Source organism: Vitreimonas flagellata, assembly GCF_004634425.1.
Lineage (GTDB): Bacteria > Pseudomonadota > Alphaproteobacteria > Caulobacterales > Aquidulcibacteraceae > Vitreimonas > Vitreimonas flagellata.
Map to the genome: position 1 here is coordinate 522114 of NZ_SBJL01000003.1, position 20026 is coordinate 542139.

Sequence of the window (20026 nt, forward strand, 5' to 3'; positions counted from 1 at the left end):
GCCACTCCAAGCCCAAGTGTCTCGATTGTTCCGTGACCGTGCTGAGAAGCGTGGGCGGGCGGCCCTGCGCGGAGAACCTAGCCGCTCGACTTCATGGAGTTGAAGGCATTCTCCAACACTATATTGGCCTCTTGGTCGCGCTGGATCGTACTCATTACCCGGTCAACGAGGTTTTGAAACTGCGGGTCGTTCAACGTGGTCTCGCCAAATTCCTCAACGAGCAGCGCCGACACAAGGGCGCGTCGCAATTCTTGAGGTGGAGCCTCTCCTGTGGCGAGTGTGTCGCGAATGCGCTCCAGGAAAGCGCGCTTGGATCTGCTCGACGTTCGCGGCGCTTGTGGGCTTGCGCGTTTGGTTTTTGCCGCGTGCTCCAATTGAGCGCGCAGCATGATGAGGATCTGATCGGCGGGATTGATCCGCGTCATGTCTTAGTGCTCGCGCGGCGGGAATTGCCGCAGCATGAGTGCGGTGGCGGAGATTGCCTCGTCGTCCCCGTCGCCCGATTGGATGAGGAGTTCGCGGCACTTCTCGATGATGAGATGCATGTCGCGACTGAGCGGCGGGTTCTCTTGATTGAGTGCGATGCCTGCCCCGAGTGTGGTGATGGCGCCTGCGAAATCATCGCGGATGAGACAACGCAAGCCATCGACGAATTTACGTAGATAGTGTTCGTCCGGCAATCGGTCGAGGCGGCCCCAGGTTTCAAGTGCCGCGTCCGCCTCGCCTGAGGTGAGCTGAAAGAAACCCAGCTGAAAACGTGCGATGGAGAAATCAGGTTCGAGCACCACCGCGCGGGAGAGCGATTCATGCGCTTCGATGAGCCGCTTCTCGCCGATCAGGATTGAGCCGCGCAGAAAGTGCAGGCGGCCATCGTCGGGATAGGCAAGCAGAAGCGCATCGATGCGTGCGATCTGGTCGGCGGGCATGGTCGCCACGCCTGCGCTCAGTTCAGCCATCGTTGCGTCGTCGGCGTATCGTGACATATTCGCCCCCTAATCCTTGTATCTTAAGCGTGCGCGCACGGCCAGGAGCGCTGTGCGATGCAATTGGGAAACACGGCCGCGGCTCAATTGCAGGAGTTCAGCCACGCGCGCGAAATCGACCCCGTTGATGTAATGCTGTTGCAAGATGATGCGTTGGGTTTCGGGAAGGGCCGCCACAGCATCCAACATATCGCGCTGCAATTCGCGCCACGCCATGCTCTCATAGGCGTTGGGCTCCTCAGAGGGCTGCTCCTCAAGCAGGCGCGCGGCATCCTCCACGACGAGGCCGAGTGCGAGACCATTCGCAAGCTCCGCGAGTGCAGCGATCGGATCGGTTTCGCTGAGGCCGCTCGTAAGCGAGCGCAGCCGCTCGGCCTCCACCCGACGTCGATGCGAGTATTGTGAGGCGGCCTCGCTCGATTGCGAAAGGCCGTCGCTGATGGCGCCGCGAATACGCGGCCGTGCATAAGCCTCGAACGGCGCGCCGCGTAAGGGATCGTAGCGGTCAATCGCTTCCAAGAGCGCCTGGAAAGCAAGCTGCTCAAGATCGCCGCGATCCAAACCATAGGCGGGCCGTCGCCCGGCCTCGCCGCGCGCGACGCGTTTGGCGAAACCCAGATAATGATCGAACAATTGCGGCCGACAGGCGCGCTGTCGCTCGATACGCCAACGTCGCCAAAGTGACGCCTCGACAGCCGCTGGCCGTGTCACCAGGCGCAAACCCGGACGCATAGCGCGCGCGCTCATCTGAAACTGCCGACGACGCCCTCGATGACCAGCGCCCAGCCATCGATGACGACGAACATGAGGAGCTTAATGGGAAGCGAGATGGTGGCGGGCGGCACCATCATCATGCCGAGCGAAAGCAAAATGCTCGCGACCACGAGTTCGATCAACAGAAACGGCAGTAGGATCACAAAGCCAATCGTGAACGAGACTCTCAATTCGTTGAGAATGAACGCGGGCGCCAGCTTGAAGAGATCGACCTCGGCCGGCGTTGCAGGCGGTTCGGCGCCCGACATCGCGTAGATCGAGGCCAAATCCTCGTCGCGGGTCTGCGCGAGCATAAAATCGCGCAAGGGAGCAGCGCCCGCCTCCATGGCGGCGTCGACGCTGATCTCGCCAGCGAGAAAGGGTTTGAGTGCGCCTTCGTTCACGCTGGCGAACGTGGGCGCCATGACGAAACTGGTGAGCAGGAGGGCGAGGCTGACCAGCACCATGTTGGGCGGTGTTTCCGGCATGCCAAAGGCGTGACGCACCATAGCGAGCACAATGGCGATGCGGATGAAGCTCGTCATCGAGACGATGATCGCCGGCACAAAGGCCAGCAGCGTAAGCATGAGCCCTGTGCGCACGACTTCCGGGCTTGCAGCTTCGGGTGCGGCGGCAAAGGCGGGTGCGGCCAGCGACGATGAGATGACCAATGTCGCGAAAAGCAAGAGCCGCTTCATGGCGAGGGCTCCGATGCGCTCTCGCGCGTCTCGAGCACCGTGACCGCGCCGCTTGGGCCGACGACGAAGAGATAGTCGCGGCCGCGCCAAGTGATGGCGCAGACCTCCGCGTGCGTGCTGACGCGGCGCGCTTCGCGCACCTGGATCTCGCGCGGACGAGGGCCGAACCATGCTAATGTCTTCACGTTGGCGGGCAGATTGATCATGCCGCGCTTCAGCGCGATTGCTGCAAGCACGGCCACCATCACACAGAAGAGAAAACCGAGCACAAGACGAAGCAGCGGCAGCTCAAAGCCGCCGCCGGTCGCCAGCGGTGCAGCGATCGCCTGTGTCGGCGCCACGAGGAGGGCCCCCCCGAATATGGCGACGCTTGGTCTCATGGCGCGAGGGCGGTGATCCGCACGCCAAAGCGATCGCCGACGGCGACAAGTTCGCCGTGCGCCACCGTGAGGCCATTCAGACGCAATTCGACAAGCGCATTGAGATTGGCGTCGAGCGTGACAACGCCGCCAGTTTCGAGCGCCTTTAATTCAGCGACGCGCATGACTGCGCCGCCGAGATAAGTCTCCAACGCCACGTCAACATTGTCGACGACGCTTTCGGGGAGGCGTAGAGCGCCGCGCGAGGGCGCCTTCAATTCAATGTCGGTTCTCATGAATGAACATCCTCCGATGTCTGAAGAGGTAGGCGCAGGCGCAGTACGGTCTGATCGCCCTCGGCGGCCAAGTCGCAGCTGGCGGCGACAATGGCGCCGTTGATGGTGAGATCGAGATCATCGGCGTCGCCGCGATCGAGCACGACGACGTCGCCGAGGCCAAGAGAGCGGACGTCAGAGATGGCAAGATGCGCGCACCCCAACATCGCGCCCACGCGAATATCCTGACGCATCAGCGCTTGAGTGATGGGATGCGTTCCGCGCGCCGGCGGTGTCGCTGGACCGGCGAGGCGTTTGCGCGCCGCCAACGCGCGTTGGCGTGAGAGGCAAAGATAGAGAAGATTGGTTGCGGTCCCTAGCCCTACACTGAAGACGAGCGCGTCGTCGTCGGGACGTTTGAATTGATTCGTGCGCGGCGCGCCTTCAAGGCCGAACGCTGCGTGAAGACGCGCGAAAAGGTCGAGCGCCGCCGAGGTTGAGAGCGCCGCCATCAATTTGGAATCGGCTTCGTTGGGGCGTTGCGGCGAGGTGTTGAAGCCAAGCAGCCAAACCCCGATCGGCGCGCGCGGATCGAGAATGAGCGCCATTTCATCGGCTTCCCATGAATGGGCCTGCGAGCTCATACCTGGAAAGTGTTCACCGCGATATTGGCGAAGCTCGACGCGGCGGGGGGAGGGCATCCAGTCTTCCACCCAAGCCTCCACGATCGCACGCAGATGGGCATTGAGCGCACCATCGACGAGCGCATTAGCCGGCAACCAGGTGCGGGCGAGACTCATCCCTGACCTCGAATGCCGAACAATTGCTGGATCATGTCGTTGGAGGCGGAGATGACTTGTGACGACGCTTGATAACCGCGCTGCACCAGGATCAGCTCGCCGAACTCGCGCGAGAGGTCGACGTTCGACGCCTCCAATCGGCCCGACACAACTTTGCCCACGCTCGCGCTGACCGTCGTCAAGAATTGGCGCCCGTTCGCGCCGTCGTATTCGAAGAGACCGTTGCTTTGCGGGTCAAGGCTCTGGGGATCGGCGAACTTCGCCAATGTGACAGCGCCCAGGGTCTTCTTCTGCTCATTGGAATAAGAGATTTCGAAGATTCCATCGTCATTGACGCGCATGGTCGTGATTTCGCCTGCGCCATAGCCGTCCGATTTGGAGACGCGCATCGTGGAAACCTCGCCCGACGAGAACGAACTCGCCCCAGAGAAATCCAATTCGACCTGGGCGCCGGCGGCGCCGAAGAGCAGTTTGGAATTTGCGGGATCTGGCACGCTGCCCAGAAATTTGAGCGTTTGCTTGCCGATTTCCCCGGTCCCATCCGTCACCGTCACTTGCCATTCGCCCGCGGGGTCGGTCGCGGCGCGATCGAATTTGACGAGCCAGGTCTTTGCTTCCCCGGAGGCGTCATAGACTTTTATGTTGGAGAGCGAGAACGTGGTCGCGGTTGTCGAAAGATTGTCGGCAAAGCTAATCTTAGTTGTGGCTTCTGGGTGTGAGAGGCGATGCGCTGCGACCGAAAGCGCGGTCGGGGCGCCGCCGTCGATGACGGTCAGCTTGTAATCAGTGCCAGCCAAAACAATGTCGCCGTCTTCATTAACTTCGAAGGCGCCCGTGCGCGCGAAAGCGTGCTGACCGTCCTTCAAGAGGACAAGAAAGCCGTCGCCATCGATGGCGAGATCAAGATCGCGATCGGTTTGGCGTAGCTCGCCTTGCGTGAAATCGATCCGGCCCTCGCGCAGGCTGACGCCTTGGCCATTGCCGCCCTGACCGAAGAGATTGGCGAAACTCAGATCACTTGCCTTGAAGCCAGTGGAATTGATGTTGGTGATGTTGTTGCTGATCTGACGCAGGCCCTTCGAGAAGGCCGCCATGCCGCTCAAGCCGACAAAGATGGATCCCAGCATGTTAGTCCTCCAGTGCGATGCGCGAGACGCTCGAAAGCGCGATGTTGCTGATGGTGCGTCCGTCGGACGTCTTGATCGTCAGGCGCGGTTCGCCGGTCTGAAACGAGATCGATTCAACAAGACCTGAAATTGTCGCTTGGCCGGCGGGCACATCCACGGTGCGTCCGAGCACGCTGGTCGCCTGATTGGCGCCTTGGGCTTGCAGGATGCCCAAGATGCGTTCGCTCATGGTCTGGGTTTGCTGGATCTGTGAGAATTGCGCGAGCTGCGAGACAAACTCGAAATTCTCCATGGGCTTCAAAGGATCTTGATACGTGAGCTGCGTCAGCACGATCCGCAGCAGATCTTCAAAGCCCATGCCGAAGGCGTCGGTGGCGGTCTGCCCCGTGCTTGCGCTCGTGGCGCCGCTTGCAGCCCCAATCGCATCCACTTCAGCCATGTCGTTCCTCCAGGCCATCCACGCGGGCGCCATTGATGTGCAGATGAACGCGAAGCCCGCGCTCGGCGAAAAAACTCTCGATTTGGCGGCGCATGGTTTGGACTTCGTTTGGATCCACGGGCGCGGCGACATGGACATGGACGCCGTCGGCGCCCGTGGACATATGGACCGAGAATGGAGAGGCCGCGCCCGCGCCGCGTCGCGTGATCGGCGCGGGCGACGCGACAGACGATTTCGGCGCGGCGACCGTGTTGGCGCGCGCTTGGGGCAGCGGTTCGATCGGCGTTAAGCCAGCCTGTGTTGCTCTGGGTGAATTGGAGTCGGGCCTTTGAACGCCTGCCAGATTGTCGGTCGCGTCGGCTAGGGCTTCTGGGTTACGAGGCGAGATTGCGGCGTCGTTGTCGCGCGTTGCGCAAGCGTCTGACGAGAACTCTATCGAACTTGCCACATCCCGATCAAACCGTTGCGCGCGCCCATGGGTGGTCTCCATCTTCACGCTATGGCTAAGGCCCGCAGGGCCCGTCGCCGAAAAGCCCAAGGTCTGGTCGCCTGCGATGGCGGCGAGCACGTCCTCAAACCGCGTGGCGATTGCGGGGGCAGGGGGAGTTGGCATCGGCGGCGCGGGTCTGGCCGCGCGCGGATCATGGACGATCGCGCTCATGGTCGGCTCCAGCGCAAGAGCGTCATTGCCTCAAGTGCTGTGAGCGCGCGCTCCTCGTCGCGTCTGGCGATGCGGCGCGTCAAGCGACGCGCGCGGGTCTCGCTGATGCGCCGGCGGGCGTCGGCGATTTTTAGGAGCGCGGCGCGCTCGCTCTCCGCGTCGCGCGCCTCGTCGTGCGCGATTCCAGCATGCGAGACGCTGGTCTGTGCTTCATCGAGATGGCGCGCGTGGGCGGCGACGACGCCCAGATCCAATCTTGGGCTCTCCATAGCGCGGAGCCAGTCGGCGGCGCGCGCATCTCGCGCGGCCTCAGCCTCGTTCAACTGGCGTTTCTGTCGCTGCGTCGCTTCTTGGGCGTCGGCGAGGTCGGCGCGTGCAGCGGTCTCGCGCGCGGCCTGGAGAGCTGCGGCGCGGCGCGCATGGGCGAGTTTTAAGCGCTCATGCATGGGCGCGCTCCGCGGGCGCCGCTCTGGAGAGTGCGGCGATGGTTTCAGCGAGGCGCATGCGCTCGCCGCTTGCTTGGCGCAGGAAGCGGGTGAGGCCGTCGCGCGCGGCGATGGCGCGATCAATGCGCGGATTGGCCCCCGGCTTATGCAGGCCGCTCTCGATCATCACACGCGCGTCTTCATGTATGGCCAGAAGCTCGGTGGCGCGCGCGGCGGCGTCCGCGTGGTCGCGGGCCACGACGTCACGGGCGACGCGCGAAACAGATCGCAGAACATCAATGGCCGGATAATGCGCCTGCTCAGCCAATTGGCGCGAGAGCAGGATATGGCCATCAAGCAGCGATTTCATGGTCTCCGCGATCGGATCGTCGACATCGTCGGTTTCAGCGAGCACGGTCATCACCGCCGTGATGGCGCCACCGTCGCGCGCGGCGCCGCAGCGTTCGACGATGCGGGGCAGGGCCGAAAAGACGTTGGGCGTATAGGCGCGCAAGGTGGGCGGCGCGCCCGCGGCCAGACCGATCTCGCGCTGGGCCATGGCAAAGCGCGTGACGGAATCGACGATGAGCAACACGTGTTCGCCCTGACCGCGCCAATGTTCGGCGAGCGCCAGCGCCTGAAAAACAGCGCGCGCGCGCATCGGTGCGCTCTGATCGGAGGTGGCGGCGACGCACGTGAAGCGCCTCAGATCGGGCCGCGCCGCGATCGCACGCCAAAGCGCCTCAACTTCACGCCCGCGCTCGCCGACCAAGCACATGACGCATCGGTCGGCGGCGACCCCTTGGGCGAGTTCGGACACAAGCGTCGTCTTGCCGACGCCAGCCGCCGCGAAAAGACCAATGCGCTGGCCTTCGCCCAAGGTCAGCAAACCGTCGATGGCGCGAATGCCGGTCTCGACCACGCGCGCGGCGCCGCGGCGCTCAAGCGGCGCCAACACACGGCCCTGCAGCGGCAGATAGGCGTTGGCGAGGATGGCGCCGCCATCATCAATGGGCTCGCCCAATGCGTTGACCGCGCGACCAGCGAAGCCATCGCCCACTGCGGCGCGCGCGCGCGCGCCTCGGGCGATCACGCGTGCGTGCGGGGCGATGATGGCGTTCTGATCGAGAGGCACGAGGACGACGCGCGCTTCGCCCACTGCCGCCACTTCGGCGAGCACCGCCCCGTTGGCGGTTTCGATCTCGCACATGTCGCCGACACTCACCATCGGACCACGCGATTCGACATGACTTGAGGCGACCGCCCGCACTTGCCCGACCCGGCGCGCGGGCGACACCTGCGCGAGCGTGGCCACAAAGGCGTGATCGCTCATGGCGCGTCCGCCATGGCGTGAAGGGTTTCTTTCAAGGCTGCCCAATGCGCGGGGATGTCCAGTTCGACGCCGCCCATATTCAGCGTGATGTGACAGACGCCTGAGCCAAGTGCTGGGTCAGCGCCGATCGCGACCTGAGGATGGCGATCGGCGAGCGCCTTTAAATGCGCTTCGTCGCTGAAGTCGACGGCGCTGACAGTAACCTTCACCACGCTCTCGCGCGTCAGCCGCTTGAATTGCAACTCGAGCGCGGCCTCAACGAGGGCGCGATATTGGTCGGGAGCCTCGAACACAGACGCCAGTGCGGTTTCACACAAGAGCGGCGCCAGACGCTCCAGATCGGCCAGGGACTTGGAAAAAAGTGCATTCGCCGCTTTCGCATTGGCCTCAAGCAAAGCCAGGGCTTGGGCTTCGTCGCGCGCGGCCTCCTTTAATGCTGCGTCTCGCGCTTCGGTACGCGCGCGCTTTATCGCCTCGGCATGCGCGCGCTCCATGTCGCTTATGCGCCGCTCAAGCGTCTTAATTGCGTGATCGCGCGCAGCGATCTCTGGATCGATGGGCTGGGGTGCAGGGACGGATGCGGGGCTGGGGCTCCATCGTGCGAAGTTTGTCGAGCCCAATTCGTTCCGGATGAGCGAACTCATGGGGCGCGCTCCAGCAAGCTTTTGAGCGCGTCACGCGTGGTCGCCGTGACGTGCTTGCCGCCGAGCGCTTCGGCGAGACGTGTGCGCAGCCATGGCGAATAGGGTGTGAGATCTGGCGGCGTGGCTTTGGCGGGCCGCGCCACGATCTGGCGTTCGCGCAGAGCCTCGCGCAGCGCTTGCCGCGCGGCCGGGGCCAAGCGTTTTTCGATGGCGCGCTGGTCGGCTGGCGCAAGCGTCAGATATTCAGCGATCGGATCAGGCATCACCCGCTCCGACGTGCGCGCCCAGGCGCTGGTCGAGACGCTCGGCCAAGAGACGTTGCTCCTCGAACGAGAGGTTTGGCGTGCGCCATTTACGCCACGCGAAAAAGCCTCCCAGCGCCAGCGCCAAAGCTGCGAGAAGCGCAAGGATCGTTTGGAGGAGATCGGACGTGTTCGTTTCGCGGTCGCTCGCGATATCGGGTGCCGGATCTTCCAGGCGAGATGCGCCCGTGTCCGGCGCGAAAGCGCCAGGCGTCAAGGGTTCGACGCGGAATGATAGCAATTGGAGCGATGAGCCGTTGAGCAATTCGGCCGCCTCCAAGCGCTCGCGCACGCGCGCGCGCTCATCTGGCGTAAGCGACGTCTCGGTCGAAACGACGATGAGACGGCGCGTCGGCGTCTCGCCATCTTCAACGTCTGCGCCGGCGAGAGGCGCCGGGCTGTCTTCGACCCGCACGTCAAAGCGCCGATTGGGAATGGCAAGGCGCATGATCTCGGCGATGAAATCGAGCGAGGGGCCCGCAGACGCCGCAGCATAATTGTCGCCACTCGTCATCGTGTGCGCGACGCGCGAGGAGATGACTTCACCGCGTGCGTTCAAGACGACGACATCGCTTGCGGCGAGGTCTTGGACAGACGCTGCGACCAGGCGCTGAATGCCTTCGATCCGTTCAGGCGTGGCGTCCTCGCCCGGGCGCATCAAGAGACTGACGGCGGCCTCGGCCGAGCGGCGTTCGCCGCGAAAGAGGGTGCGTTCGGGGATAGAGACGTGCACGCGCGCCTCGGCCACGCCCTGCATCATCATGATGGTGCGCGCAAGTTCACCCTGAATCGCGCGCTGATAGCGGATCTTTTGGGCAAAATCGGTGAGCCCCATGTCCGATTCATTGAAGAGTTCAAACCCGTCGACCCCGGCCATGGGCGCACCAGCGCCCGCCAATTCGACGCGCAATTGATCGATGCTTTCAGCGGGCGCTAGAATCTCGCTGCCGCCGCCGGCGACGCGATAGTCCACCCCCTCGGCCTCGAGTGCGGCCACGATTGAGGCGGCCTGCGTGGGACGCAGATCGCTATAGAGCGGCGCGTAATCCTGGCGCAGCACGAACCAATACCAAGCGATCAGCGCGCCCACGATCAAGACGAAGACGCCGATCATGATCTGCGCGCGGCGCGCAGATGGAGCTTGGTTCGAGGCGGTGGTTTCGTGGTCCATGGATCAAAGCTGCATGTTGGCGATGTCGCGATAGGTCTCGACCACGCGCGTGCGCACCTGGAGCGCCAATTCGACCGCGATTCGCGCTTCCTCGATGGCTATGGTGACTTCGTGGAGAGGCGTTGTGTCGTCGACCACGAAGCGGCGCACCATGGCGTCGGCGTGTTCAACACGCGCCTCGAGTGCTTGGGTCGCGTCCGACAAGATGCGCGAGAAGTCGATTTGCGTGGCTGAAGCTGCGGCATGCGAAGCCGCTGGCGGCGCGGCGATGTCTGGGGCCGCCGCGCCTGAGGCGGCGGAGGCGCCGATCGCTGCGATGGGATCAAGATCGTTCATGATTGACGTCCGATGTCGAGCGCGCGGGCGTACATGTCCTGCGCCATGGAGAGAGCGGCGAGATTGGCTTCGTAAGCGCGCGAGGCGCGGATCATGAGCGTCATCTCGGCTGCATGATCGACATTGGGGTAGGTCACGAAGCCGTCCGCGTCAGCGTGAGGATGAGTGGGCTCGTAGGCGCGCCGCGCCGCGTCCGCGATCGGCTCGACGCCCAGCACGGTCACGCCTTGCGGGGTGATGCCGAATTCGCGCGTTCCAAGCATGGCGTCAAAGCTGACGCCAGGGCCGGTCAAGAGCCGCATCGGCCGATAAGTCCCGCCATCGGCGGTGCGAGTCGTGTTGATGTTGGCGAGGTTCTGAGCGCTCACTTCCAAACGCCGCCATTCGACGTCGAGCGCACTGCGGCTGATTTCAACGGCGTTCATGAGCGGCCTCCACTGACAACGGAGCGATGAAGCGCCATCTGACGGCCCATCAAATCAACAAGCGTTCGATAGCGTGACGCGGTCTGGGCGGCGGCCGCGAGCTCGAGATCCAGACGCATGGGGCCCGCATCCTCGGCTTCGGCGACGACACGCGGTTCAACCGCATCGATGGCGTCGACGCCGCGCGCCGCCGCGGCCCGCAGCGCGCCTTCGAATTCGACGCGTACCGGGCGATAATCTGGCGTGTTCGCGTTGGCGATGTTCTGAGCGATGAAGAGATAACGCTGATTGAGCCCCTCAAGCGCCTTGTCGATCAATGCGGCCGATATCGGATCCATACGCGCGCTCCTATTGGACGATAATTTCGGCATGGAGCGCGCCAGCGGCGCGCACAGCCTGGAGGATGGAAATGATACGTCGTGTGTCGACACGCGCCCGCGATAGGCCTTGCACAAGATCGGCGACGCTGGTGTTGGGAAAACGCGCAACCACGTCATTGCCGCCGCGTTCAACATCAAGATCGGTGTTGGTGATGACGAGAGAGCGGATGCCGCCGGCAAAGCCGTCAATGAAGGAGGGCTGAGAGGCCTGGGTTTCGGCCGTTACCGTCACGCGAATGTCGCCTTGGGAGACGACCACGCTTGAGATCATCACATCGCCGCCCGCGACGATCGTGCCGGTGCGCTCATTGATGACCACGCGCGGCGTGCGATCAGGCGCGATGGCGAGGTTTTCAAGCGAAGAGACAAAATACGCGAGGTCTTGATCGCCGGGTTGGAAAGCAATGCGGATCTCGTCGGCGCCGATCACTTCGGCGATCCGACCATGACGATCATTGATGGCCGCAGCGATACGCGATGCGGTGGTGAAATTGGGGTCGTTGAGTAAAAAGCCTAAGCGCCCATCTGCGCCGATGAGGTTGGCGTTGACTTCGCGTTCAACCGTCGCGCCCCCATCGACGCGGCCCGTCGTTGGATAATTGCGCTGAGACAGATTGAGCTGGCTTTCGAAACTGTCGCCGCCGGTGATGATGGCGCCCTGCGCCAACGCATAGGGGCGCCCATCAGGGCCGACGAGCGGGGTCATCAACAGCGTCCCGCCAGCAAGACTGCGCGCATCCGCTGTCGAACTCACCGTCACCGAAATGCGGTCGCCGACATTGGCGGAGGCGGGCAGCGAGGCGATAACAACGACGACGGCGACGTTGCGGCTGGCGACATCGGCTTCGCTGATCACCGCGCCCAAGCGCGCATAGACGTTGGAAAGCGCCTGACGTGTGACGACGCTGCGCGGAGAATCGCCAGAGCCCGCGAGACCAACGACAATGCCGTAGCCAATGAGCGCGTTCTCACGCCAACCCTCGAAGCGGCCAAGGCCTTTGATCTGAGTTTCCTGAGCGTGCGCGGGTGTGATCGCAGCGATTGCCAGCGCCCAGCAGAAGATGAAACGAAAAAGCGCGTGCATCATCCGCCGAGCCCCAGAAGAGAGAAGATGCGGTGGACGATGTTGGGGCGCGCATTGCGCGAGACAAAACCTCGGCCATCATAGGAGATGCGCGCGTCAGCCAGACGCGGCGATAAGACCTGGTTGCCATGCATGATGTCGCTTGGACGCACGCGGCCTTGGATCTGGACCAAGGTGGTCTCACCATTGATGCGCATGCTCTGCTCGCCCGCGACAAGCAGATCGCCATTGTCCAGAACCTCTCGCACACTGACGCTGATCTGGGTGACGAAGCTCTCCGAGCGTCTGACTTCGCCTTGGCCGGTATAACCGCCATTGAGCGAAAGCGACCCGCTCTCGTCGATATTGCCGCTTCTGATCGATCCCTCGAAATCGCGCCGCGTGCGCGATGCATTCTGGGCGGCGTTGCGTGCTTCTGCGCTCTGATAGACGACGATGGTCAAAACATCGCCCACCGCGCGCGCGCGTTGATCGCCCGCGATCGCAGCGAAGGCTTGTTCGTCGTAGAGATCGTCGGCGCCGGCCGGTGTGGCCAGACAGAGCGCGACCAACGAGATGAGCGCCGGGCGCATCATGGCGCGCTCTCCCCAAGCGGCATGGAAAAGATCTCGCCATCGGCGTCGCGCACAAAAAGGCTCTCGCCTGGACTCGCGTCCTGCAACGCTTCGACCGGGCGGGTGATGGTCACGGGGCCGGCGCCGATCACGAGCGTCAGGCGATCGCCCTTGCGCGTCCGTGCCGTTGGCGCGACCAAAGTGTGAGGGATGATGGCGCCGCTTTGGAGTGCTTCTCTCGTACGCGCGAACCCGCTTGCCGCATCGCGTACGATTGGCGCCTCCGCCATGACATCGTCGCACGCAGCGGGCGCCACCATGTGGGAGGCAAGGATGGTGTCGGCGTCGAGGGGGCTGAGCACGCGTAGGCATGAAGCCGGCGCGGCATCTGCCAGCCGTTGATCGTTAAAGCGCAGGCGCACATCGCCTTGCTGATGTTGGTCAAAGCGCAGCAGAGGCACGCGCCGGCGTGCTAGAGCGGCGATCGCGCCGCGCGACAGACGGATCTCGGATCGCTCGGAAAGGTCGAGCAAGGCGTGGGCGCCCATATCATCACGCGCGCTTTCTTCGACGCATTCGAGAGCGACCACATCGGAAAGCCGCACCGCAGGAGTATCCAAGGCGATGTCGTCATGCGGCGTCACCGTGCACATCGGGACCGCCCCGAGCAGGGCCGCGAGGATGGGCGAGGGCGTCACCGGCGCAATCCGTTGGCAATCGCCATCAATTGATCAGCGGCTTGCACAATCTGCGCGTTGGCGGAATAAGCCCGCTGCACGATCATGAGCCGCACCATCTCGGCGTTCAGATCGACATTGGAGCGCTCGATCGCGCCATGCACAAAGGCGCCTGCGCCGTCCTGATCGGGCGTCAAGTCTTGAACCCGCGCGTCCTCGCGCACGCGATAAAGCCCACCGTCCAGACGCTCCACATCATCGGCCGAGCCAATGGCGACGAGCCCGATGCGCCCAAGATCGACAGGCGCATCGGCGTCCGCGCGGATGGCGCGCACACTGCCGTCGGCGCCGACGGCGATTTCGCGCGCGTCGGTCGGCACATTGATCATTGCGCGCAACGCCATGCCGTCGGCGCTGGCCAGCGTGCCGTCCTCTTGGATGGAGAGCCGCCCACCGCGCCAGAGCAGGATCTCACCGCGCGGCCCCAGCAATTCGATGAAGCCGCGTCCCTCAATGGCGAGGTCCAATTGATGACCGGTGGATTCAATGATGCCCTGGTCGTCGAGCGCGATCGAAACATGCGCGTTGACACTCGAGAAGAGCGGCGCGCGCGCCAGATCCGTGCGCGGGTTCATGGGATCGGCTTGGCGCGCCATCACATCTGAAAAGCTCACTTCGGCGCGCTTGAAGCCCGGCGTGTTGATGTTGGCGATGTTGCCGGCGATGGCGTCAAGCGCCTGCTGCTGGGTGACGAGGCCGACACCGGAGATTTCGAGGGCGCCGTTCATCCTTGTCTCCGCGTGAAGGTCGAAATCGTCTGTCCGATCAAAGTGTCGTAGGTTTGCACCACGCGCGCGCCGATCTCGGCGCCGCGGATCGCGGTCATCATGTCCAGCATCTCGCTGGCGAGCGCCACATTGGCGCCTTCCAACATGCCTGGGCGGATTTGCGCGTTCTCCACGGGTAGTGCGGCGTCGGTTTGGAAATAGATTCCGCTGACGCGCGCGAGCGTTGCATCCTCGTGCGGCGTGAAGACGCCAATACGGGCGATTGGGACCCCGCGTTCGCTCACCACGCCGTCTGCGGAGACCTCCGCGTCGGCGGCCACGAAGAGATCGCCGCCATCAATGGCTTGGAGAAGGGCGCCGGCGGCGTCGGCAAGACGGCCCTCTGTGTCGCGATGAAAAGCGCCGGCGCGCGTGTAGAGCAATTGTTCGCCCGCACGCACTTGAAAGAAGCCGTCGCCGGCGATGGCGAAGTCAAAACGCCCATCTGTCTGGCGCAAGGGGCCGATGTCGAGATTGCTGCGCGCGTCTGTTGACGCTTCGGCGCTCTGCAATTGTTCAAAATCGATTTCGGATTTGTATCCGGTCGTTGTCGCGTTCGCGACATTGCGCGAGACGGTTTCCAATCGTCGTCGTGATGACGCCAGAAGAACTTCACCGAGCTCCAACAAACCTTGCGTCATCGTTTGTCCCCTTGTTGTTAACACTAAAAGGGAACTTAATTGCACACGCTAAGGTTTTCTCTTTCGGCGTGAAGCGTAAGTTTCTTTTCTCATGCGAAGAGTCCGTACCGCGCAAGCGAGTGTGCGATGGTTTTTCCGCCTGGTTCGATAGGCGTGTGGAGCGCACGATCAATTATCGATTGTGCTCGTTGGCTGTCGCCTTCACTCGCGATGATGAGCGCGTTAGCGAACGCGCCGGAGAATGAGTTTCGGTCCAGTCGAAGTGCGATCGCGCCAAGCTTTCGCGCCTCTAATACATTGCCTTCCATTGCAGCGATCACCGCAAGCGACCCTTGGCTTTCCGAGAAGCTTGGATCGATGGCGAGCGCGTGTTCGAAATGCTGGCGCGCCGCTTGGGGCTCGCCCGCAATGAGACGCGCCCAACCCGCCGCGATCCAACTGCCGATGTGATCCTTAAAGAGTTCTGCGCCGCGCTCGATGTCGCGTGAGGCGCCTTTATGATCTCCGGTGAGCAGGGCAGTGAGACCCCGGCCGACCAGCGCGCGCGGGGAATTCGGGGCGCGCGCGAGCGCTGCTTCGAAATGGGCGCGCGCGGCATCTGGTGAATCGTCGGCGAGCGCCAGCGTCCCCAAGCTCGTCTCTGCATCAGGGTGACCCGCTGCGCCCGACGCGCACGCGCGCGCGAAATTCATATCCTCGGCGTCGATGGCGATGGTGGAGGCCGCGGCCAGCAATCCAGGATGCTCGGGGTATCGCTCCACATTGGCTTTGGCGGCTTTGAGCGCGTCCTCATATCGCCCACTCGCGTGCAACAATTGGACTTCGAGCATCGCCGCTGGCGCGGATGCAGCGATCGTGGCCTCGTCCAAGAGCGCCAGCGCTTCATCGAAGCGCTCTTCCATGCCGAACGCCCAAGCTAGATTGAAGCGCAGCGATGGATCTTGCCCGTGCGTCTCCATGAGCGGTGAGAGAATAGAGATGGCCTTGCCCGAATTCCCCTGGGCGATGGCAAGGCGCGCAGCGAGATCCTGATCGGAAGGGGCAAGGCTCCCCAATTCGCAGAGGCGCGCAAGCAGCGCCTCGGCCTGATCGAGAGCGCGCGCGCTCATAGCGGCTTGCGCCGCGTCACGCAGCAGGCTCGCATTCTTTGGATCGTGATCGAGGTAGGTCAGAAGGCGCGCGAGGCGCGCCTCGGCCTCATTGGAGCTGGACGCCATCACTCATCCTTGTCTCAACCATGGGCCGGCGCGCGGGTGCGGGCTCGCGCTTGGCCTCATCTTCATCCAGGCGCACGATCAGATGCGATCTTAGATCGATGCTCGCCGGAATCTCATTAACGGATATCACCGAAAGCTTGGGCAGCGACCTTTTGGTCAGCGCGCGCAGCTGACGGCGAATGTCGCCGCCGCAAAGGAGTACGGGTGCTCGCCCCTGGCGCATCATGTCATTGACGCCGGCGCCCAGTTTACGGAGCACTTTTTCCGCCAAACGCGGATCGATGGCCAACGCGTCGCGGCGCGCGCTCGTGTTGATGGCGCCGCTGATCTGGTTTTCGAGGCGCGGATCAAAGCTCATCACGGCAAGATCTCGGTGGCGATCACGCAAACGACTGCAAATGGCGTGCCCCAATCTTTGGCGTAAAGCTTCGGTCAGGGCGCCCGGGTCACGTTCGCTGCGGGCCAGATCGACCAGATGTTCGATGATAAGATCAGTTGCGCCGATCGAGATCGATTCCGAGAGCAGGTTCTGCAAAATCTTCTGTAGATCAGACAAAGACAGTAATTGCGGAATGAGTTCTTCCACGAGACCCGGTTCGCGGGCGCGGACATCTTCGATAAGCTTGACGACAGCGGAGCGATTGAGAAGCGTCGGCGCCTCAGCGCCAAGCACCTCGCCCAAATGGGTAATGAACACTGTCAACGGATCGACGATCGTGTAGTTTTCCGCGCGCGCCTCTTCGCTGCGCGCGGTCTCGATCCAGATCGCCGGCAGCCCGAACGCTGGATCGACGGTTTCTACACCTGAAAGCCGGGCGCGCTCGCCTTCGCCGCGAATGGCCAGCACGCAATCGCGGCGGATCTCACCCTGCGCATGCCGTGAGCCGAAAAGACGGATCTCGTATTCGTCGGGCGCCAGTCTTGCGTCATCTACGAACGAGAGAGGCGGAAAGCCAAAACCCAGCGCGCGCATTTGGCTGTCACGAAGAGCGGCGATGCGATCCAGAACGAGCGGCTCGATGGGCCGCCAGCTCTCGGCGAGCGCTTTGCCGATCGCGATGGAAAGCGCGGGCGTTTGGGCCGTATCGTTGGTGCTTGTCGCTGTCTCGTCTTTCACATCCGTGTCGGGCTTCTCGCGTGCGTCGCGCGCGATGCGTCGCCAAGCGAAATAGAGTCCTGCGAGCACCAGAAGGATTGGCCATTTCGGCATGCCGGGCAGTAGCATGAGCAAGATGAGAAGGCCGCCGACAATGAGCGGCACGCGCGGCGCCGAGGACAATTGCTGGAAGACTTCGGTGCTCAAGCGCCGGTCCGCCGAGGAACGGGTAACGATGATGCCCGTCGCTGTGGATATGATGAGCGCGGGCAATTGGGTGGCGATGCCGTCGCCGATGGTCAGCAGTGTAAAGTGGGCGAGCGCGTCGTCCCAGCTCATGCCCATTTGGGCCACGCCAATGATCCAACCGGCGATGATATCGATGAGCAAGATGATGACGCCCGCGATCGCGTCGCCCTTGACGAATTTGCTGGCGCCGTCCATCGCCCCATAAAAAGAGGCCTCTTTCTCAAGCGCTGCGCGGCGTCGGATGGCTTCCTTCTGATCGATGAGTCCCATATTGAGGTCAGCGTCGATGCTCATCTGCTGACCGGGCATGCTGTCTAGCGTAAAGCGCGCCGCGACCTCCGAGACGCGCTGGGCGCCCGCGGTCACGACCACATATTGAACGACGACGAGAATGAAGAAGACGACGAGACCAACGACGAAATTGCCCCCGACGGCGTAAGCGCCGATGGAGCCGATGACCTCGCCCGCCTCGGCGTTGCTGAGGATAAGACGCGTTGCGGCGATATTGAGCGCCAGACGAAAGAGTGTGGAGATCAGCAAGAGGGACGGGAAGGTCGAGAACTCGACGGGCTTTTGCACATGCAGCGTCAAGAGAAGGATAGTGAGCGACAGTGCAAAATTGATCAGCAGGGCCAGATCCAGCGCCACCGGCGGGATCGGCGAGAAGAGCACGAAAAGAATAAGCACGACGCCTGCGATGAGGCTCAATTCACGGCCGTCGCGCAGCATGGATTTAAGCGCGTCCATGCGCGGCCTCCGGCGTCTTGGCGCGCGCGAGCGCCAGATAGAGGTGGGCGATCTCGCGGTAGAGTGCGCTAGGCGCCTCTTCGCCCGGGGCGCACGCCTTGAAGAGCGCGCGCGCCAGAGGCGGCGCTGAGATGATGGGCACAGCCAACAGATTAGCGCGCCGCTTCAGCTCCAGGGCAAAATGATTGCGGCCCTTGGCCAGCACGATGGGCGCTGACATCGTCTTTGCGTCATAGGCGAGCGCCACGGCGTAATGCTCTGGGTTGACGATCACCATGTCGGCCCCGCCTAAGGCGCCAAAGCCTTTGGTCTGTTTGGCGAACTCGGCGTGCAATTGACGCCGCTTTTGTTTCAGACGCGGTTCGCCTTCGCGCTCCTTATGTTCGCGGGTAAGCTCGGAGCGGCTCATGCGCATCTGCTTGGAGAACTCGCCGCGCGACACCACTTGGTCGAGTGCGGCGAAGATGAGCGCGATCATGAGGAAGGCAAAGCCAAGCTGTCCTGCGCGTTCATGAAGCGCATCGATCAGACTGGCCGTGTCGACGATGGAAGCTGCGCGCAACGCCAACGCCTCGCGGATGATGAGGAAGGCCGCCGCGCCATAGAAGACAAGCTTTAGGACATTCTTGCCGGTCTCCTTCAGCATGCGCATCGAGAAGATGCGTTTGAGCCCCTTGGCTGGATTGAGGCGGTTGAAATCTGGCTTCAGCGGCTGGGTCGAGACGACGATGCCGCCCACCTGCACGATCTCAAAGGTGGCCACCACCGCCATGATGACGGCGCCCATCAGCGCCACATTCTGGAACGCATTCCAGAAGGGAGAGGCGGCCATCGCCAGAGCCTGGGGCGCTGTCGCGATGTCGGCGATGTCGCCATAGAGACGGTGCGCATCGAGTGTGGTTTGGCGTAGAAAAGAGACCCCGCAGAAGGCGGCGAAGGCGATGAAGGCGCCAAGACTTGAGAAGAAGCCAAGATCAATGCCGCGCGCCACCGCACCCTTCTGGCGCGCGCGCTTCAATTTGAAGGGCGTCGCTTCTTCGGTCTTGTTTTGCTCAGAACCGCCGTCCTGCATCAGGCAAATCCCAAGGATGCGTCGAGCGCCATGCGCACAATGCGCAGGAAGAGCGCGCCTGAGAGCGAAAAGACCATGGGCAGGGTCATAAGAAGCGCCAAGGTCTTGACCTGGAAGCCCAGCACCAAAACGTTCATTTGCGGCAGGGTGCGCGACATGAGCGCGATCGCCACATCGAGCATGAAGAGCGTCATGAACACCGCCCCGCCAATCCCCATCGCCAAGAGGAAGACCGCGCGAAGATAAGTGAGCAGGGGATCGAGGCTTGCTCCCAGCACGAACCCGCCAATGGGCACAGAATCGATCGAACGGGCCCAGATCGCCAAGAGATCGGTCGGCCCCCCAGTGGTGAAGAAGATCGCCGCCGCCGCGTAGGAAAAGAGCGCCCCCACGAGCGGCATCTGCGCGCGAAGCGTGGGGTCAGCGATTTGCGCCAAGCCAAAGCCCACTTGCACGTCAATGGCGCGCCCAGCCGTCTGCAGCGCCGCAAACCCAAGCTGGAGCGGCAGCGCGATGGTGATGCCCAGCAACACTTCCGCGGCCGCGGCCCCCGCGAGTGTCGACATGTCGAAGGATGGGATCGGCGATGCTGTGGCGACGAGAAGCCAGCCAAGGCTGACCGCCAAAAGCACGCGAATGGTGGCCGGCGTGCGCAACAAGGTGAAGGGCGGGGCGAACGCCAGCACCGGGATGATGCGCAGGCTGACGAGCAGTGCGGCGATCAGCTGGTTTGGAAGCGCCTCGAGCATCG

General features: G+C 63.1%; 27 protein-coding genes. All 27 read right to left on the reverse strand.

What is annotated here, in order from left to right; translation table 11 throughout:
- Positions 1 to 77: 77 nt before the first annotated feature.
- Positions 78 to 425 (reverse strand): hypothetical protein, encoded by a 348-nt coding sequence (locus EPJ54_RS15465; protein ID WP_135212627.1) that lies wholly within the window; start codon positions 423 to 425, stop codon positions 78 to 80.
- Positions 426 to 428: 3 nt separating this feature from the next.
- The gene (locus EPJ54_RS15470; RefSeq protein WP_135212628.1) at positions 429 to 983 is read right to left on the reverse strand and encodes a hypothetical protein; all 555 of its coding nucleotides are present in this window, start codon (positions 981 to 983) and stop codon (positions 429 to 431) included.
- A 9-nt stretch (positions 984 to 992) separates the two neighbouring features.
- Complete coding sequence (locus tag EPJ54_RS15475) at positions 993 to 1730, reverse strand: sigma-70 family RNA polymerase sigma factor (RefSeq protein WP_135212629.1); 738 nt, start codon at positions 1728 to 1730, stop codon at positions 993 to 995.
- Positions 1727 to 2434 (reverse strand): flagellar type III secretion system pore protein FliP, encoded by a 708-nt coding sequence (gene fliP, locus EPJ54_RS15480; RefSeq protein WP_135212630.1) that lies wholly within the window; start codon positions 2432 to 2434, stop codon positions 1727 to 1729. The genes EPJ54_RS15475 and fliP overlap by 4 nt, the downstream gene beginning before the upstream one ends.
- On the reverse strand, positions 2431 to 2775 hold the full coding sequence (locus tag EPJ54_RS15485) for a hypothetical protein (protein WP_135212631.1): 345 nt from the start codon (positions 2773 to 2775) through the stop codon (positions 2431 to 2433). Before EPJ54_RS15485 ends, fliP begins: the two co-directional genes overlap by 4 nt.
- 35 nt (positions 2776 to 2810) lie before the next feature.
- Positions 2811 to 3089 carry a FliM/FliN family flagellar motor switch protein gene (locus EPJ54_RS15490; protein ID WP_135212632.1) on the reverse strand — a complete coding sequence of 93 codons (279 nt, stop codon included), beginning with the start codon at positions 3087 to 3089 and terminating at the stop codon, positions 2811 to 2813.
- Entirely contained in the window at positions 3086 to 3868 is a 783-nt protein-coding gene (locus EPJ54_RS15495; protein WP_135212633.1) for a FliM/FliN family flagellar motor switch protein, read from the reverse strand. The genes EPJ54_RS15490 and EPJ54_RS15495 overlap by 4 nt, the downstream gene beginning before the upstream one ends.
- Positions 3865 to 4995 (reverse strand): flagellar hook-basal body complex protein, encoded by a 1131-nt coding sequence (locus tag EPJ54_RS15500; protein ID WP_135212634.1) that lies wholly within the window; start codon positions 4993 to 4995, stop codon positions 3865 to 3867. Before EPJ54_RS15500 ends, EPJ54_RS15495 begins: the two co-directional genes overlap by 4 nt.
- A gap of 1 nt (position 4996) precedes the next feature.
- Positions 4997 to 5434, reverse strand: coding sequence for a flagellar hook assembly protein FlgD (locus EPJ54_RS15505; protein WP_135212635.1), 438 nt, complete (start codon positions 5432 to 5434; stop codon positions 4997 to 4999).
- On the reverse strand, positions 5427 to 6095 hold the full coding sequence (locus tag EPJ54_RS15510; RefSeq protein ID WP_135212636.1) for a hypothetical protein: 669 nt from the start codon (positions 6093 to 6095) through the stop codon (positions 5427 to 5429). Before EPJ54_RS15510 ends, EPJ54_RS15505 begins: the two co-directional genes overlap by 8 nt.
- The gene (locus EPJ54_RS15515) at positions 6092 to 6541 is read right to left on the reverse strand and encodes a hypothetical protein (protein WP_135212637.1); all 450 of its coding nucleotides are present in this window, start codon (positions 6539 to 6541) and stop codon (positions 6092 to 6094) included. Before EPJ54_RS15515 ends, EPJ54_RS15510 begins: the two co-directional genes overlap by 4 nt.
- A complete protein-coding gene (locus EPJ54_RS15520) occupies positions 6534 to 7853 on the reverse strand; it encodes a FliI/YscN family ATPase (protein ID WP_135212638.1) in 1320 nt (439 codons plus the stop codon). The genes EPJ54_RS15515 and EPJ54_RS15520 overlap by 8 nt, the downstream gene beginning before the upstream one ends.
- The gene (locus EPJ54_RS15525) at positions 7850 to 8497 is read right to left on the reverse strand and encodes a FliH/SctL family protein (protein ID WP_135212639.1); all 648 of its coding nucleotides are present in this window, start codon (positions 8495 to 8497) and stop codon (positions 7850 to 7852) included. Before EPJ54_RS15525 ends, EPJ54_RS15520 begins: the two co-directional genes overlap by 4 nt.
- Positions 8494 to 8760, reverse strand: a complete 267-nt coding sequence (locus EPJ54_RS15530) for a hypothetical protein (RefSeq protein WP_135212640.1) — start codon at positions 8758 to 8760, stop codon at positions 8494 to 8496. The genes EPJ54_RS15525 and EPJ54_RS15530 overlap by 4 nt, the downstream gene beginning before the upstream one ends.
- Positions 8753 to 9970, reverse strand: a complete 1218-nt coding sequence (fliF, locus tag EPJ54_RS15535) for a flagellar basal-body MS-ring/collar protein FliF (RefSeq protein ID WP_135212641.1) — start codon at positions 9968 to 9970, stop codon at positions 8753 to 8755. Before fliF ends, EPJ54_RS15530 begins: the two co-directional genes overlap by 8 nt.
- Positions 9971 to 9973: 3 nt before the next feature.
- Positions 9974 to 10306 (reverse strand): flagellar hook-basal body complex protein FliE, encoded by a 333-nt coding sequence (fliE, locus tag EPJ54_RS15540; RefSeq protein ID WP_135212642.1) that lies wholly within the window; start codon positions 10304 to 10306, stop codon positions 9974 to 9976.
- Positions 10303 to 10731: a flagellar basal body rod protein FlgC gene (gene flgC, locus EPJ54_RS15545; protein ID WP_135212643.1), complete on the reverse strand. Its 429-nt coding sequence runs from the start codon at positions 10729 to 10731 to the stop codon at positions 10303 to 10305. The genes fliE and flgC overlap by 4 nt, the downstream gene beginning before the upstream one ends.
- A complete protein-coding gene (locus EPJ54_RS15550) occupies positions 10728 to 11069 on the reverse strand; it encodes a flagellar basal body rod protein FlgB (RefSeq protein ID WP_135212644.1) in 342 nt (113 codons plus the stop codon). Before EPJ54_RS15550 ends, flgC begins: the two co-directional genes overlap by 4 nt.
- A gap of 10 nt (positions 11070 to 11079) precedes the next feature.
- Positions 11080 to 12198, reverse strand: coding sequence for a flagellar basal body P-ring protein FlgI (gene flgI / locus EPJ54_RS15555; RefSeq protein WP_135212645.1), 1119 nt, complete (start codon positions 12196 to 12198; stop codon positions 11080 to 11082).
- The gene (locus EPJ54_RS15560; protein WP_135212646.1) at positions 12195 to 12770 is read right to left on the reverse strand and encodes a flagellar basal body L-ring protein FlgH; all 576 of its coding nucleotides are present in this window, start codon (positions 12768 to 12770) and stop codon (positions 12195 to 12197) included. Before EPJ54_RS15560 ends, flgI begins: the two co-directional genes overlap by 4 nt.
- Positions 12767 to 13447 (reverse strand): flagella basal body P-ring formation protein FlgA, encoded by a 681-nt coding sequence (locus EPJ54_RS15565; RefSeq protein ID WP_135212647.1) that lies wholly within the window; start codon positions 13445 to 13447, stop codon positions 12767 to 12769. The genes EPJ54_RS15560 and EPJ54_RS15565 overlap by 4 nt, the downstream gene beginning before the upstream one ends.
- Positions 13444 to 14214: a flagellar hook-basal body protein gene (locus tag EPJ54_RS15570; protein WP_135212648.1), complete on the reverse strand. Its 771-nt coding sequence runs from the start codon at positions 14212 to 14214 to the stop codon at positions 13444 to 13446. The genes EPJ54_RS15565 and EPJ54_RS15570 overlap by 4 nt, the downstream gene beginning before the upstream one ends.
- Positions 14211 to 14894 carry a flagellar hook-basal body complex protein gene (locus tag EPJ54_RS15575; RefSeq protein ID WP_135212649.1) on the reverse strand — a complete coding sequence of 228 codons (684 nt, stop codon included), beginning with the start codon at positions 14892 to 14894 and terminating at the stop codon, positions 14211 to 14213. Before EPJ54_RS15575 ends, EPJ54_RS15570 begins: the two co-directional genes overlap by 4 nt.
- 89 nt (positions 14895 to 14983) lie before the next feature.
- Entirely contained in the window at positions 14984 to 16111 is a 1128-nt protein-coding gene (locus tag EPJ54_RS15580; protein WP_135212650.1) for a tetratricopeptide repeat protein, read from the reverse strand.
- On the reverse strand, positions 16092 to 18203 hold the full coding sequence (locus tag EPJ54_RS15585) for a flagellar biosynthesis protein FlhA (RefSeq protein WP_135212651.1): 2112 nt from the start codon (positions 18201 to 18203) through the stop codon (positions 16092 to 16094). Before EPJ54_RS15585 ends, EPJ54_RS15580 begins: the two co-directional genes overlap by 20 nt.
- The gene (locus tag EPJ54_RS15590; RefSeq protein ID WP_135212652.1) at positions 18190 to 19275 is read right to left on the reverse strand and encodes an EscU/YscU/HrcU family type III secretion system export apparatus switch protein; all 1086 of its coding nucleotides are present in this window, start codon (positions 19273 to 19275) and stop codon (positions 18190 to 18192) included. Before EPJ54_RS15590 ends, EPJ54_RS15585 begins: the two co-directional genes overlap by 14 nt.
- Entirely contained in the window at positions 19275 to 20024 is a 750-nt protein-coding gene (locus tag EPJ54_RS15595; RefSeq protein WP_167755765.1) for a flagellar biosynthetic protein FliR, read from the reverse strand. The genes EPJ54_RS15590 and EPJ54_RS15595 overlap by 1 nt, the downstream gene beginning before the upstream one ends.
- Positions 20025 to 20026 lie beyond the last annotated feature (2 nt).

What these genes read in the sequence shown, in the direction of transcription:
- EPJ54_RS15470 (WP_135212628.1), bottom strand. Translation starts at nt 983, where the DNA reads ATGTCACGATACGCCGACGACGCAACGATGGCTGAACTGAGCGCAGGC.
- EPJ54_RS15505 (WP_135212635.1), bottom strand. Translation starts at nt 5,434, where the DNA reads ATGGCTGAAGTGGATGCGATTGGGGCTGCAAGCGGCGCCACGAGCGCA.
- EPJ54_RS15520 (WP_135212638.1), bottom strand. Translation starts at nt 7,853, where the DNA reads ATGAGCGATCACGCCTTTGTGGCCACGCTCGCGCAGGTGTCGCCCGCG.
- EPJ54_RS15585 (WP_135212651.1), bottom strand. Translation starts at nt 18,203, where the DNA reads ATGGACGCGCTTAAATCCATGCTGCGCGACGGCCGTGAATTGAGCCTC.
- EPJ54_RS15550 (WP_135212644.1), bottom strand. Translation starts at nt 11,069, where the DNA reads ATGGATCCGATATCGGCCGCATTGATCGACAAGGCGCTTGAGGGGCTC.
- EPJ54_RS15515 (WP_135212637.1), bottom strand. Translation starts at nt 6,541, where the DNA reads ATGCATGAGCGCTTAAAACTCGCCCATGCGCGCCGCGCCGCAGCTCTC.
- EPJ54_RS15495 (WP_135212633.1), bottom strand. Translation starts at nt 3,868, where the DNA reads ATGAGTCTCGCCCGCACCTGGTTGCCGGCTAATGCGCTCGTCGATGGT.
- EPJ54_RS15530 (WP_135212640.1), bottom strand. Translation starts at nt 8,760, where the DNA reads ATGCCTGATCCGATCGCTGAATATCTGACGCTTGCGCCAGCCGACCAG.
- EPJ54_RS15560 (WP_135212646.1), bottom strand. Translation starts at nt 12,770, where the DNA reads ATGATGCGCCCGGCGCTCATCTCGTTGGTCGCGCTCTGTCTGGCCACA.
- EPJ54_RS15580 (WP_135212650.1), bottom strand. Translation starts at nt 16,111, where the DNA reads ATGGCGTCCAGCTCCAATGAGGCCGAGGCGCGCCTCGCGCGCCTTCTG.
- EPJ54_RS15575 (WP_135212649.1), bottom strand. Translation starts at nt 14,894, where the DNA reads ATGACGCAAGGTTTGTTGGAGCTCGGTGAAGTTCTTCTGGCGTCATCA.
- flgI (WP_135212645.1), bottom strand. Translation starts at nt 12,198, where the DNA reads ATGATGCACGCGCTTTTTCGTTTCATCTTCTGCTGGGCGCTGGCAATC.
- EPJ54_RS15490 (WP_135212632.1), bottom strand. Translation starts at nt 3,089, where the DNA reads ATGAGAACCGACATTGAATTGAAGGCGCCCTCGCGCGGCGCTCTACGC.
- EPJ54_RS15510 (WP_135212636.1), bottom strand. Translation starts at nt 6,095, where the DNA reads ATGAGCGCGATCGTCCATGATCCGCGCGCGGCCAGACCCGCGCCGCCG.
- EPJ54_RS15465 (WP_135212627.1), bottom strand. Translation starts at nt 425, where the DNA reads ATGACGCGGATCAATCCCGCCGATCAGATCCTCATCATGCTGCGCGCT.
- EPJ54_RS15570 (WP_135212648.1), bottom strand. Translation starts at nt 14,214, where the DNA reads ATGAACGGCGCCCTCGAAATCTCCGGTGTCGGCCTCGTCACCCAGCAG.
- EPJ54_RS15475 (WP_135212629.1), bottom strand. Translation starts at nt 1,730, where the DNA reads ATGAGCGCGCGCGCTATGCGTCCGGGTTTGCGCCTGGTGACACGGCCA.
- fliE (WP_135212642.1), bottom strand. Translation starts at nt 10,306, where the DNA reads ATGAACGATCTTGATCCCATCGCAGCGATCGGCGCCTCCGCCGCCTCA.
- flgC (WP_135212643.1), bottom strand. Translation starts at nt 10,731, where the DNA reads ATGAACGCCGTTGAAATCAGCCGCAGTGCGCTCGACGTCGAATGGCGG.
- fliF (WP_135212641.1), bottom strand. Translation starts at nt 9,970, where the DNA reads ATGGACCACGAAACCACCGCCTCGAACCAAGCTCCATCTGCGCGCCGC.
- EPJ54_RS15525 (WP_135212639.1), bottom strand. Translation starts at nt 8,497, where the DNA reads ATGAGTTCGCTCATCCGGAACGAATTGGGCTCGACAAACTTCGCACGA.
- EPJ54_RS15595 (WP_167755765.1), bottom strand. Translation starts at nt 20,024, where the DNA reads ATGCTCGAGGCGCTTCCAAACCAGCTGATCGCCGCACTGCTCGTCAGC.
- EPJ54_RS15590 (WP_135212652.1), bottom strand. Translation starts at nt 19,275, where the DNA reads ATGCAGGACGGCGGTTCTGAGCAAAACAAGACCGAAGAAGCGACGCCC.
- EPJ54_RS15500 (WP_135212634.1), bottom strand. Translation starts at nt 4,995, where the DNA reads ATGCTGGGATCCATCTTTGTCGGCTTGAGCGGCATGGCGGCCTTCTCG.
- fliP (WP_135212630.1), bottom strand. Translation starts at nt 2,434, where the DNA reads ATGAAGCGGCTCTTGCTTTTCGCGACATTGGTCATCTCATCGTCGCTG.